The organism is Afipia sp. P52-10, from assembly GCF_000516555.1.
Classification (GTDB): domain Bacteria; phylum Pseudomonadota; class Alphaproteobacteria; order Rhizobiales; family Xanthobacteraceae; genus P52-10.
The window spans coordinates 179,376-192,214 of record NZ_AZSJ01000003.1; the positions used below are offsets into that span (position 1 = coordinate 179,376).

Annotated in this window: 14 protein-coding genes; 10 read left to right on the top strand and 4 right to left on the bottom strand. The window is 65.7% G+C overall.

The window, feature by feature from the left end:
- Positions 1-231: 231 nt before the first annotated feature.
- On the bottom strand, positions 232-1,008 hold the full coding sequence (locus tag X566_RS02310) for an SOS response-associated peptidase (protein ID WP_034463130.1): 777 nt from the start codon (positions 1,006-1,008) through the stop codon (positions 232-234).
- A 99-nt stretch (positions 1,009-1,107) separates the two neighbouring features.
- Here X566_RS02310 and X566_RS02315 point away from each other — a divergent pair, with 99 nt between their 5' ends.
- The 4 genes from X566_RS02315 to X566_RS02330 all read left to right on the top strand — a co-directional run bounded on the left by X566_RS02315 (position 1,108) and on the right by X566_RS02330 (position 3,126).
- The gene (locus X566_RS02315; RefSeq protein WP_034463132.1) at positions 1,108-1,611 is read left to right on the top strand and encodes a hypothetical protein; all 504 of its coding nucleotides are present in this window, start codon (positions 1,108-1,110) and stop codon (positions 1,609-1,611) included.
- Between the two features lie 2 nt (positions 1,612-1,613).
- Positions 1,614-2,039: an NUDIX hydrolase gene (locus X566_RS02320; RefSeq protein WP_409337803.1), complete on the top strand. Its 426-nt coding sequence runs from the start codon at positions 1,614-1,616 to the stop codon at positions 2,037-2,039.
- A gap of 105 nt (positions 2,040-2,144) precedes the next feature.
- On the top strand, positions 2,145-2,537 hold the full coding sequence (locus tag X566_RS02325; RefSeq protein WP_034463136.1) for a TIGR02301 family protein: 393 nt from the start codon (positions 2,145-2,147) through the stop codon (positions 2,535-2,537).
- A 334-nt stretch (positions 2,538-2,871) separates the two neighbouring features.
- Positions 2,872-3,126, top strand: coding sequence for a hypothetical protein (locus X566_RS02330; RefSeq protein ID WP_034463137.1), 255 nt, complete (start codon positions 2,872-2,874; stop codon positions 3,124-3,126).
- Between the two features lie 77 nt (positions 3,127-3,203).
- On the opposite strand, the gene X566_RS02335 is transcribed toward X566_RS02330, so the two are convergent.
- Positions 3,204-4,538, bottom strand: a complete 1,335-nt coding sequence (locus X566_RS02335) for a dihydroorotase (RefSeq protein ID WP_034463138.1) — start codon at positions 4,536-4,538, stop codon at positions 3,204-3,206.
- A 98-nt stretch (positions 4,539-4,636) separates the two neighbouring features.
- Here X566_RS02335 and X566_RS02340 point away from each other — a divergent pair, with 98 nt between their 5' ends.
- The 6 genes from X566_RS02340 (at position 4,637) to X566_RS02365 (ending at position 11,195) form a co-directional block, all read left to right on the top strand.
- The gene (locus X566_RS02340; RefSeq protein ID WP_034463139.1) at positions 4,637-5,515 is read left to right on the top strand and encodes a folate-binding protein YgfZ; all 879 of its coding nucleotides are present in this window, start codon (positions 4,637-4,639) and stop codon (positions 5,513-5,515) included.
- Positions 5,516-5,545: 30 nt separating this feature from the next.
- A complete protein-coding gene (locus X566_RS02345) occupies positions 5,546-6,169 on the top strand; it encodes a DNA-3-methyladenine glycosylase I (protein ID WP_034463140.1) in 624 nt (207 codons plus the stop codon).
- On the top strand, positions 6,166-6,798 hold the full coding sequence (locus X566_RS02350; protein ID WP_034463142.1) for an HD family hydrolase: 633 nt from the start codon (positions 6,166-6,168) through the stop codon (positions 6,796-6,798). Before X566_RS02345 ends, X566_RS02350 begins: the two co-directional genes overlap by 4 nt.
- A 100-nt stretch (positions 6,799-6,898) precedes the next feature.
- Positions 6,899-7,405 carry a tyrosine phosphatase family protein gene (locus tag X566_RS02355; RefSeq protein WP_034463143.1) on the top strand — a complete coding sequence of 169 codons (507 nt, stop codon included), beginning with the start codon at positions 6,899-6,901 and terminating at the stop codon, positions 7,403-7,405.
- An 18-nt stretch (positions 7,406-7,423) separates the two neighbouring features.
- Complete coding sequence (locus tag X566_RS02360) at positions 7,424-8,407, top strand: NrtR DNA-binding winged helix domain-containing protein (protein WP_034463144.1); 984 nt, start codon at positions 7,424-7,426, stop codon at positions 8,405-8,407.
- 55 nt (positions 8,408-8,462) lie between these two features.
- Entirely contained in the window at positions 8,463-11,195 is a 2,733-nt protein-coding gene (locus tag X566_RS02365; RefSeq protein ID WP_034463146.1) for a DUF2339 domain-containing protein, read from the top strand.
- 130 nt (positions 11,196-11,325) lie between these two features.
- Here the strand turns inward: X566_RS02365 and X566_RS02370 are convergent, their stop codons facing one another.
- A complete protein-coding gene (locus X566_RS02370; protein ID WP_034463149.1) occupies positions 11,326-12,219 on the bottom strand; it encodes a hypothetical protein in 894 nt (297 codons plus the stop codon).
- 73 nt (positions 12,220-12,292) lie between these two features.
- Positions 12,293-12,832, bottom strand: a complete 540-nt coding sequence (locus X566_RS02375; RefSeq protein ID WP_034463151.1) for a hypothetical protein — start codon at positions 12,830-12,832, stop codon at positions 12,293-12,295.
- Positions 12,833-12,839 lie beyond the last annotated feature (7 nt).

The following is a 12,839-nucleotide window of genomic DNA, read 5'->3' on the forward strand; positions in this document are numbered from 1 at the left end:
CCACAGCATCGGTGCGAATGGCCGCATCACCAAAGCGCGGCCCGATACTACGAGATCGTCCGGCGTCCCAGCTCTCGTTTTTGTGCATCGGCTTGTCCGAAAACCGCACACACTTTTCGGGTCGATGCGCTATCGCGCGACGAGATTGAGATGAATCATCCTCGCGCTTTAGCTCATTGTTCAAGCATGATCTTTTTCGGAGAGCCGCTTCACACTTTTCCGGATCACGCTTTAGAACAACGATCCCTGATCACTCGACACCGGTTTGCGCGAAACCCGAGCGCGCGCGCGTTTCGCCTCTGCTTCCGCCTTCGCCTCGGCCGCCTCTCGCGCGACCTCCTCGGCGGAGATCGGCGCAATCAGTCCCGCATCGTCATTGACCACGCGATTGACCGCAGTCGAAACCTCATGCCAGGCGAACGTACCGACCGGCGGCGCGGCGAGCAACGCCATCGCCTCGTCGAGCGGACTGTCGATGCAATCGAGCCAGCGCGGGAACGCCTCCGGCGCGATCGTGACCGGCATGCGATGATGCAAGGAGCTCAGATCGGGGCTCGCCGCCGTCGTGACGATGGCGACGGTGTCGACCTCCTCGCCATTCGGCCCGGCCCAGGTCTCATAGACGGCGGCAAAGGCGATCGGCCCGCCCGCTGTGGGATGGATGTAGAGCGGCCGCTTGCGCGTGCCCATGTCCTGCCATTCGAAATAGCCGTCAGCAGGAATGAGGCAGCGGCGGTGGCGGATCGCGTTGCGGAACGCCGGCTTCTCGACGATGGTTTCGGCGCGCGCATTGATGACCAGTCCGAACTTCGCCGGCTCCTTCGCCCAGGCCGGCAGAAAGGCCCAGCGCATCAAGCGAAACTGCCGCCCGCCGCTTTCCTGCAGGACGACAGGAACGGGTTGGGTCGGCGCGATGTTGAAGCGCGGCGGAAAGTTCGGACCATGTGGATAGCCGAACATCTGCCGGATGGCTTCCGGTGACGACACGATGACGAACCGCCCACACATCGAACAAATTTTCCAAACTGGCCGAGAGGAGTCTCGGATTTCAGCGGGAATTAACCACAAAGCCCAACAATGCGGCAGATGAGATCAGCCCCTGTTGATATGTGTTCCCCTGCCCTGGGGCCGGACGCGTTGAGCGCGCAGGCGCTGGCAGCCGCCCACATCAATCCCCATACGCGGCTTGCGACCGATTACCTCAATCATTTCAACGAAGCGATCATGCTGCTGGACATGATCCCGGCCATGCCCGAATGCGCCGAGGATTTTCTGAGCTGGCAGCCGCTCAGTTATCGCGAACATTTCCGGCAGTCGAACTTCACGGGCCGCGAACTGGCCATCGCCGCCTACGATGCGGCCGATCCCGAGATCCGAGCGCGGTTCGATGGGCTCTGCGAGACATTGACCGGAATCCTCGTCGCCATCCGCAACGCCATGACCGAGACCACCCGCGACGCAACGCGGCTGCGGCTGGCGGCCCAGGCAAGCGACTGGCTCAAGCCGCTGGTCGTCCAGATGGGCGGGGTCATCAATGGCGCTGCCGCCGCGGTGGCGCCACGGGTCGAGCCGCAGAGTGACGCTGACCGGATCATGTCGGCGAGGTTATGACGATGTCCCGCCCCGCACCCGAACTGGCGGTCAGCGCCGCGATCTTTCGGCAGACAAACGTGCTGATCGTTCAACGCGCCAGCGCGCCGGCGAAGGGACTTTGGACGCTGCCGGGCGGGCGGGTGGAAGTCGGCGAGACGCTGCTGGAGGCGCTCAAACGCGAGGTGCTCGAGGAAACCGCGCTGACGATCGACGTGATCGATCTCGCCGGCTATCGCGAGATTATCCTGCCGCAGGCGGTGGGTGAGCGCGGACGCCATTTCGTCATCCTGCCCTTCGCCGCCCGCTGGCGCGCGGGCGACGTCGCGCTCAACGACGAACTCAAGGACGCCCGCTGGATGCCGGTCGGCGACGTCGCAACCCTTCCCACCACCGACGGGCTGATCGATATCCTCAGGCAGGCCGAGCGGCTGTTGGCTGCGCCCTGATTTCGCCCGGAAATCGGCGGAACAGGCTCATCAGACGCCGCAGCGGCTTGCCTCGCCTGCGACGACCGGTCATATGACCGGCAACTCTGCGGACCGCGCCCAACCATGCGACAGACGGCTTTCGTTCTCGTTCTCGCAGCCTGCCTCGTCGGCGCAGGCCTCGTCTCCCCGCGCCTCGCGCAGGCGCAGGATGCGGCCGCGCCGTTCGACGGCGACCTGCAGCGCTTCGCCGAGATCCTCGGTTCGCTGCACTACCTGCGCGAGATCTGTGGCGCCAACGAAGGCCAGAAGTGGCGCGACGAGATGCAGGCGCTGGTGGATGCCGAAACGCCGTCCGGCGAACGCCGCGCGCGGTTGATCGCGAGTTTCAACCGCGGCTATTATGGCTTCCAGCAGACCTATCGCACCTGCACACCGGCTGCGACCCTGGCGATCAAGCGCTACCTGGCGGAAGGCTCGAAGATCTCCCGCGACCTCACCGCGCGCTACGCCAACTAGGCTCGCCGAGCGAATTATAAAAGCCGAATTTCCTGCGTCACCTGAACTGGTCTCCGCATCGCGCGCACAGAGCGCGAACTGTTAGGAATCACGGTCGAATCAAGGCAACGACGTGCGTGATTCGCGCGCACCCGAACGCATCTTCGCGCGTCTTGCAGGTGTTGCCCGGGAGCGACGGCAAACGCTTTTCGACCTCTTAACCGATTGCCGCGAAAGCCAATTAACCTTTCCTAAAGATGTGGGCTAGGCGTCGCCGCAACCCATGCTAGACAGGATTCACATCCGCTTTGGAATCGCTCGCAAACCCGCGCTTCCAGCTGCTTCTGTGAGGCCCATGTCCGTTTCCGCCACCGACGATCTGCTCGCCGACGACGCACAAAAGCGGGCCGCGCTATTTTATCTGAACGAAGCCTGGGCCGAGGCCCGCCTCGAGGGAATCGACGGCGACTGCCTGGCACAGGCGAGCCTGTTCACCGCCTTTGCCGAACTCGTCACCACCTATGGCGAGGACGCCGTGGCGAAATTCGTCGAGGGCCTGTCGACGCGAGTGAAGAACGGCGAGTTCTCGATCACCACCGCGCGCCAGTAAACCAGTTTGCCTCGTCAGCCGGACAGCACGCCCCACCTCGGGCGCACCAATCCAGATGCCAAATAAGGCAGCGAGGGTTAGGCCTTCAGCGTCTCCATGAAACGAATCGGCTCGCCGCATGACGGCGTCAGCAATTCGCCCTGCCACATCACCCGTTTGCCGCGAACGAAGGTGCCGACCGGCCAACCCTTCACCTTGACGCCATCGTAGGGCGTCCAGCCGGCACGCGAAGCCATCCACTGGTTGGTGATGGTCTCCTCGCGCTTCAGATCGACGATGGTCAGATCGGCATCGTAGCCGGCCATGATCCGGCCCTTGCAGGCGATGTTGAACAGACGCTGCGGCCCGGCACTGGTGAGATCGACGAAACGGGCGAGCGACAGACGACCTGCATTCACATGGTCGAGCATGATCGGCACCAGCGTCTGCACGCCGGTCATGCCCGACGGCGACGCGGGATAGGTCTTCGCCTTCTCTTCCAGCGTATGCGGCGCGTGGTCGGAGCCGAGCACATCGACGACGCCCTGCTCCACGCCCTTCCAGATGCCGGCCCGGTGCTCCGCGTCGCGCACCGGCGGGTTCATCTGTGCACGGGTGCCGAGCCGCTCGTAGCACTCGGGCGCGGTCAGCGTCAGGTGATGCGGCGTCACCTCGACGGAGGCGACATCGCGATGGTCTTTCAGGAACTCCATCTCCTCCTTGGTGGAGATGTGCAGCACATGGATGCGCTTGCCGTACTCGCGCGCGATTGTCACCAGCCGCTGCGTCGCCGTCAGCGCCGCGATCTCGTCACGCCACACCGGATGCGACCGCGGATCGCCTTCGACGCGCAGTCCCTTGCGCTCGTTCAGTCGGTACTCGTCCTCCGCATGAAATGCGGCACGACGGCGGATCACGCTGAGGATCTTGCGCAAGCCGTCGTCGTCCTCCACCAGCAGGCTGCCGGTGGATGAGCCGATGAAAACCTTGACCCCCGCGCAGCCGACCGCCCGCTCCAGCACGGGAAGCTGCTCGTAGTTCTCGCGGGTGCCGCCGATGTAGAAGGCGAAATCGCAATGCATGCGATGGGACGCGCGGCGGATCTTGTCGGAAAAGGTCTCCTCGGTGATCGTCAGCGGATCGGTGTTCGGCATCTCGAAGACACCGGTGACGCCGCCCATGACTGCGGCCCGCGAGCCGGTTTCGAGGTCTTCCTTGTGCATGAGGCCGGGTTCGCGGAAGTGAACCTGCGTATCGATCACACCGGGCAGGATGTGCAGGCCCTTGCACTCGATCACCTCGGCCGCCGAGGCGCCGGACAGTCCGCCGATCGCCGCGATCCGGCCATCCTTGATGGCAAGATCGCACTGGATTTCGCCATCCTGGTTGACGACGGTGCCCGACTTCAGAATCACATCGTAACGTGCACTCATAGGTTCTCCGGTCCCGACTGTTCGCGCCGGCGAAGCGGCCCTTGTCTGCTCTGCCTCCGCGCCTTACGTTCCACCGCAGTAGCAAGAGCAATCGCAAGATGAAAGCAGCGTTTCTTCCCGATCGCGGTGTCGTCAAGGTCAGCGGCGACGACGCGCGGCATTTCCTCAACAATCTGGTGACCTCCGAGCTCGCCGATGTGCAGCCCGGAACCGCGCGGTTTGCTGCCCTGCTCACACCGCAGGGCAAGATCGTCGCGGACTTTCTGGTTACAGAGGCGCCCGCGGGCCATGGCGGCGGCTTCCTGCTCGACTGCCCGAAACCGCTTGCGGCAGCCCTCGCCACCAAGCTCGGCTTCTACAAGCTGCGCGCCAAGGTGACGGTGGACAACCTCACTGACCAGCTCGGCGTGCTGGCAGCCTGGGACGGCAGGCCGTCGATGATGCCCGATCTCGCCTTCGCCGATCCGCGCAACAGCGAGCTGGGCTACCGCGTGCTGGTGCCGCAGGAGCTGGCCTCCAAGCTCGCGGGCGTGCTGGGCGCCGACCTCGCCGACGCAGCGGCCTACGAGGCGCACCGGATCGCCTGCGGCGTGCCGGCGGGCGGCCTCGATTTCGCCTATGGCGACGCCTTCCCGCACGAGACCAACATGGACCGCCTCCACGGCGTGAACTTCGACAAGGGCTGCTATATCGGCCAGGAAGTGGTCTCGCGCATGCAACATCGCGGCACCGCGCGCACGCGCACCATCCGTCTTGCGGTGGACGGTCTGCCGCCAACCGGCAGCGAGATCGTTGCCGACGGCAAGACGGTCGGCACGATGGGATCGTCGGCCGCGGGCCGCGGCCTCGCCCTGCTGCGCCTCGACAAGGTTGCCGACGCGATCGCAAAAGGGGCATCCTTGTCGGCGGGTGGAATCACGGTATCTCCGGTCGATCCGGCCGATATCCGGCTGCCTGAGAAACACACCGCGCTTTAGAACAGACCGCGCTTTGAAGATCACACGCCGATGAGAACCGCCCGCCTGCATGCCGACGGCCTGCACCGCTGCCCCTGGCCCGGCGACGATCCGTTTTACATGGCCTATCACGACGACGAATGGGGCGTGCCCGAATATGACGACCGGGCGCTGTTCGAAAAGCTGATCCTCGACGGATTCCAGGCCGGCCTCTCCTGGATCACGATCCTGCGCAAGCGCGAGAACTTCCGCAAAGCCTTCGACAACTTCGAGCCGAAGGCGATCGCCAAGTATGACGCGAAGAAGATCGAGGCGCTGATGAACGACGCAGGCATCGTCCGCAACCGCGCCAAGATCGAAGGCACGGTGGCAAGCGCGAAAGCCTATCTGAAGATCATGGACGAAGGTCCCGGCTTCTCCAAGCTGCTGTGGAGCTACGTCGGTGGCAAGCCGAAGGTGAATGCATTCAAGACTACGGCGAGCGTGCCTGCCTCCACGCCGATCTCGATCGCGATCTCGAAGGAGCTGTCGTCACGCGGCTTCAAGTTCGTCGGGCCGACGATCGTCTACGCTTTCATGCAGGCGACCGGAATGGTCAACGACCATCTCGTCACCTGCCATTGCTACGCGACCTGCGGCAAACCCAAGCGCAAGTCGCGCCCACGCGCGACATGACGCCGAAACCGGCGACGCCTGTTGCACCCGTTCGTGGGGCCGAGAAACGCGCCTGGCAGCGCATGCTGTCAGGCCGGCGATTGAACCTGCTCGATCCCTCGCCGCTGGATATCGAGATCGGCGATATCGCCCACGGTCTTGCCCGCGTCGCGCGCTGGAACGGACAGACCATCGGCGCCCACATCTTCTCGGTCGCCCAGCACACACTGCTGGTGGAAGCCGTCCTGCGCACGCAGTTACCGCGCGCCGACGACCGCATCCGTCTCGCTGTGCTGCTGCACGACGCTCCCGAATACGTCATCGGCGACATGATCTCGCCGTTCAAGGCGGTGATCGGCGGTTCCTACAAGGCGGTCGAGAAGCGCCTGCTGTCGGCAATCCATGTGCGATTCGGCCTGCCGCCGGTGCTGCCGGCGGAGTTCACCGCCTGGATCAAGGCGGCCGATGCGGGCGCGGCCTACCTCGAAGCCACCCGTCTCGCCGGTTTCAAGGACGCGGAGGCGCGCAAGTTCTTCGGCAAACCACCGCATTTGAGCGAAACGGCGGAGGCGGATTTTCTGACGCCTTGGGCCGCGGGCAAGGCTGAAAAGCGATTCCTTGCCCGTTTCGAAGCGTTGAAGCCGGTTTGACGGCTTCCGCCGCGCAACCGGGCGACCTATAATTCGCGGTCCTGGATTCTGTTCCGGCCACATGGGCCGGAACTCGCGTCGCGCATCAGAAGGAAACGCCATGCTTCACGTCTGCTCGCTCGCCCATCTGCCCGGTACGGTGCAGACGACCGGCGCGAGCCATGTGATCACTGTGATGGCCGATGTCGGCAAGGTGCAGCGGCCACCGTCGATTCAGGAGGCCAACCATCTGGTGATTTCGATGGACGACATCATCGCCGAGGCGGAAGGATTCACTGCCCCCGCGCTGGACCATGTCGAACGCGTGCTGGATTTCGGCCGCAGTTGGAACCGCGCCGCGCCGATGGTCATCCACTGCTACGCCGGCATCAGCCGCTCCACCGCCAGCGCTTTCGCCATTGCCTGCGCGCTGAATCCCGGCCGCTCGGAATCGCAGATCGCCCGCTGCATCCGCGATGCGTCTCCCAGCGCCTATCCCAACCGGCTGATCGTCACCCATGCCGACAAGCTGCTCGGCCGCAACGGACGCATGATCCGCGCTCTCGACGAAATCGGCCCCGGCAACATGACCATCGAAGGCCGGCCCTTCTGCATCGACCTCGATTGATCGCGCGGTTTCTGCGCGATGAACGACAAACCGCTGACACCCATCGAAATCGGCCTGACCGCCGCCGTCGTCGCCATCGAGGCGAATGAGCCGCGCATTCTGGTAGCGGCCGGCGGCACCGGCAACGAGCCGCGAGCAGGCCTGCCGTTCGGCCCGTTCGATCCAGTCGCGCATCGCACGCTGGAAATCGGCCTGCGCGAATGGGTCGAGGAGCAAACTGGTCTATCGCTCGGTTACATCGAACAGCTCTATTCGTTCGGCGATCGCGGCCGCCACGCTCACCCGGGCGATACGGGGCCGCACGTCGTCTCAGTCGGCTACCTCGCCCTGACCCGCACCACCGACGATGCGGACGAGCCGCAGACAGCGGGGGCCGCGTTCGAGCCGTGGTATCGCTACTTTCCGTGGGAGGACTGGCGCAAGGAGCGCCCCGCGATCCTCGACGCCGAGATCCTGCCAGCGCTCGGCGAGTGGGCCAAGCATTCGGAGCCGCCGAGCATTTCGCGCGCGTTGGCGCGCCGCGACAGAGTGCGACTCTATTTCGGCGACGAGGGCAGCCCGTGGGATGAAGAACGGGTGCTCGACCGCTACGAGATCCTCTACGAAGCCGGTCTGATCGAGGAAGCCCGGCGCGACGGCCGTCCGGCGGCGCTCGCACGCAAGACACTGCCGCCACTCGGCGAGCCGATGCGCTTCGATCACCGCCGCATCCTCGCCACCGCGATCGCACGGCTGCGCGCCAAACTGAAATACCGGCCGGTGGTATTCGAACTGCTGCCGGGCGAATTCACGCTGACGGACCTGCAGCGGACCGTCGAGGCGATTTCCGGACGCCATCTGCACAAGCAGAACTTCCGCCGGCTGGTCGAGGCCGGCGCCCTGGTCGAACCAACCGGCGAGATGTCGACACAAACCGGCGGGCGGCCTGCGGCCCTGTTCCGTTTCCGCCGGAGCGTGCTGCAGGAGCGGCCCGCCCCCGGACTTCGCGTGCGCGGCCGATGAAGGATTGGCCCCGCCGCACGCAAACGCCGTGGCGGGACCGCTGGTTGGAGGATTGATGTTCGAAATCTTGATGGGCGGCCTGGCCATCGCGGCCCTGATCTTCTCGCGCAAAGCGCTGACCCGGTTGCAGGCTGCGGAAGCCCGTATCGCAGCCCTCGAGGCCGCCGCCCCGCTCGCCCGCACGGCGCCGGCGCCCGCCGCATCGTCATCGCTGCCGACACAAACCGCGCCACCGATCGCGCCTGAAACACCGGCGGCGGAACAGCCTGTGACGCGACCGGCCACGGCGGAGCAGGCCCCGCCGGCTGAACGATCCGCGCAGCCCGCGCGAAGTCGGACCGAGACGTCGACGGCGGCGCCGGCTCCTGCCGCCGCCGCAACAGCCTCGGCTTCCACCACAGCGACGGATGCGCGGCAGGCAAAGCCCGGCCTGGAAGAGCGGCTCGGCACCCGCTGGGTGGTGTGGGTCGGCGGCCTGACGCTCGCGCTCGGCGGCCTGTTTCTCGTGCGTTACTCGATCGAGGCGGGCCTGCTCGGTCCGGGCATGCGCGTGTTCTTCGGCGGCCTGTTTGCGCTCGCACTGCTGCTCGCCGGCGAATGGACCCGGCGCAAGGAGCAGATTGCCCCGCTCGCAGCGCTGCCAATCGCCAACATCCCGGCGATCCTTACCGCCGCAGGCACCTCGGTCGCCTTCGGCACCGTGTATGCGAGCTATGCGCTCTATGACTTTCTCGCGCCTGCGAGTGCATTCATCCTGCTCGGCCTGGTCGCGCTCGCAACGCTCGCCGCCGCCTTGCTGCACGGCCCCACGCTCGCGGGTCTCGGCGTCGTCGGCGCCTTCGTCACACCGCTGCTGGTCTCCTCGGATCGTCCCGACTTCTGGGCGCTCTACATCTACATTGCCGTGGTCACCGCGGCCTCGTTCGCGCTGGCGCGCATCCGCCTATGGCGCTGGCTCGCGATCGCGACGATCGTGCTCGGCGTGCTGTGGACGCTCGTTGCGATGGGCGTTCCCGGCCTGCTCGCACCACATGCCTTCAGCGTGGTCGCAGGCTTCATCCTCGCCGCGGCCCTGGTCGTCGCGGGCCTCCTGTTCGGGCCGACAACACAACCCGGCAAGGTCGAGCCGATCTCCTCGGTCGCGCTCGGCGCCTATCTTCTGACCGCAACGATCCTGGTCGTCGCCTACCGCCATGCGGATGCGAGCATCGTCGTGTTCGCGCTGTTGATCGCCGCAACCGTCGCCGCCGCCTGGCGATCCGATGCGGTCGCGGGCGCCCTGCCCGCAGCCGCCGTGTTCGTCGGGCTCGTCTTCCTGTCCTGGGTCGTGCGCAGCAACCCGGATTGGCTGGTGGTGCCGGGCGGTGCGATGCCCGGCATCGGCCCGGATGCGATCGACGGTTCGGTCAGCACACATCTGACAACCGCATTGCTGTTCGCCGCAGGCTTCGGCCTCAGCGGATTTCTGGCCCAGGGCCGATCGCCGAACGCAACAGTGCCGGTGATCTGGGCAGCGGGGGGCGTCGCCACACCGATTGCGCTGCTGATCGCGACCTACGCGCAGATCGCGCACCTCGACCGCTCGATTCCGTTCGCGATCGCCGCCGTCGTGCTCGCGGCGCTGTTCGCTTACGCGACCGAGATCCTGAGCAAGCGCGACGCTCGCCCCGGCCAGCTCATCGCAGCGGCATTGTTCGCAACCGGCACGCTGGCCGCGCTGTCACTCGCCTTGACGTTCGCCTTCGACAAGGGCTGGCTCACCATCGCGCTGGCGCTGATGTCGCTCGCGACCGCATGGGTTTCGTTGCAGCGCCCGGTGCCGTTCCTGCGCTGGCTCGCGGCGATCCTCGCGGCCATCGTCGTTACGCGCATCGGCTACGAGCCGCGTATCGCCGGTGACAGCGTCGGCACGACGCCGATCTTCAACTGGCTGCTCTATGGTTACGGCGTGCCTGCACTCGCGTTCTGGCTCGGCAGTTCGTACCTGCGCCGCCGCGGCGACGACGCGCCATTGCGGATGGTGGAATCCGCCGCGATCCTGCTCACCGTGCTGCTGGCCTTCATGGAGATCCGCCACCTCGTCAACCATGGCGACGTGTATCGGATCGGCGCTGGCCTCACCGAGGTCGCGTTGCAGGTCTGCACCATGCTGGCGATGGCGATCGGGCTCGAGCGCCTGCGCATCCGCACCGGCAGCATCGTGCACAATGTCGGCGCGGTGGTGCTGACGGTGATCGCCTGCCTGTTCACCGTGTTCGGCCTGTTCCTGCTCGAGATGCCGCTGTTCTGGCCCAATCCGATCGGCGGCTCGCTCATCAATCTGCTGCTGCTTGCCTACGCATTGCCGGCGCTGCTGATGCTCGGCTTATCCTATGCCGTCGCGGGCCGCCGCGCGGCAGGCTACGCCAACACCCTGGCAGGCTTCGCGCTGGTGCTGGCGCTGGTCTACGTGACGCTGCAGATCCGCCGCTTCTTCCAGGGGCCGGTGCTCGCCTATGGCGACACCTCGGACGCGGAGCAATATGCCTATTCGCTTGCGTGGCTGGCGTTCGGCGTCGCGCTCTTGGTGGCGGGGCTCGTCTTCGCCTCGCAACGCGCACGGCTCGCCTCGGCGATCGTGATCGGGCTGACGGTGCTGAAGGCGTTCCTGTTCGACATGTCGAACCTGACCGGCGTCTGGCGCGCGCTGTCCTTCATGGGGCTCGGACTGGTGCTGGTGGCGATCGGCTGGCTCTACCAGCGCATTCTGTTCAGGCCGCAGCCTACAGCACCATCGGTTTCGAGCTGATCGCACTCCTCATCCTGATGAGCGGCTCCCGCCGCATCCTGAAGGATGAGGTGATGCCGCGGCCTCATGGTTCGAGACGCGCGTTCCGCGCTCCTCTGAGGATTGGCGACAGTATGGGGCCGACGGACGTTTATTTCGCCGTCAGTTGATCGACGATGTCCTGCGCCTGCTTGACCAGCTTGCCGTAAGCCGCGTCCGAGCGCACCCGCTCGGCGAAGCACTGGCGCATCGCCGCGTCGCCCTGCTCCTGGACCCGGTTGTACTCATCGAACAGCTTCTCGTCCTTGCGGCCGGAGTCCGCATACGCATCGAGCACTTTGCTCGCCTTGCTCTGCGCTTCGTTCCAGAGAGCTTCGCAAGCCGGCATCAGCGGCACGGTCGCTGCGATCGGCGCGCTCACCACATAGAGCCGTGAACCATCGACCACACTGACCATCATTTCCTCCGGCGCCGCCGGCCCGATGTCCTGACGGCGGATCGCCAGCATCGCAAAGGCCACCGTATCGGCAGGCTTCGTCACCGGCAGTTCGCCGAAGCTCGAGACCGCGGCATCGGCGCTGATCGCCTGGGTGTAGAACGCCTCCGTCTTGACGGCAGCGACCGGGTCCTGCGGGATGTTGCCGAGCGCCGATCCCCACCAGTCCTTGTGATCGCGCACCCAGCGCTCGAACAGCCCCCGCGTCGTCACCACCAGATTGGCATCCGGCTGCGCGGTGAATGCCAAGCCGTCGAGAGCACCGAAACCGAGGTCACCCTTGAACAGGCTTTCAATCGTCAGCGAGCCTTCGCCCGCATAGCCCTTGATGTTGAGCGGGCCGATCGTCGCGCGGAGCCTCGCGGCCAGATCGGCGCGCGCCCGCTCCTCGTCCTTCACCACCGCGTCACTGACCGTTCCCGCATCGCCGGCAGGATTGAACTTGGCGATATAGCTGTCGCGGGCGGCCAGGTAGCCCTCCTCCGGGACGGCTGCATGGGCCGCGGAGGCAAGCACCGCCGTCAGAATTGCTGCGAACACTCGCTTCATGGTCGACTCACAAAAAACGTGCCGGACTTTCCGACACGTTTGCTTTGCACCAGGGATTTGGACGCCGATCCGGTCAATCCGTCGAGCGGCGCAAATCAAGCGGCTCCGACTCGACCTTCGGCGTCTCGACCTTGGAGACCACCTCGATCTTCGAGGCGTCGGCAGAGCGGACGGCCGCCGGACGGCGCGCGCGCGGCCGCGCCTGCGCCCGCGCCATGATCACCGAATTACCGTGCTTGCGGAATTCGCAGTAGGCGAAGCTCATGCCCGACACCGAGCCGCGGAAGCTCGCCTCGCTGGTCTTGTCGAGGTTGAAACATGGCTCGAACGGCAGGCCCTTCAACGAGGCGCAAACCGCGGTCGAACCGACCCGGATCGTGTTCACCGGCAACCGTGCGTAACGCACCGGGCCGGAGCCGCCGAACTGGATCGTGCCTGCGACCGAGCCGTCGTGCTGAATGCGGCCGGACCCGCGCGTGCCATCAAAACAGGTGAAAGCGAACAACTTCCCGGCAACGAACTGGCGAGCCTGTTCCGGGCTCAAGTTCTCAGCGGCGGCCGGACCCGCGACCACACCAGCGACCAGCGCCCCCAACACAAAACGCGAAACCATGCTGCTA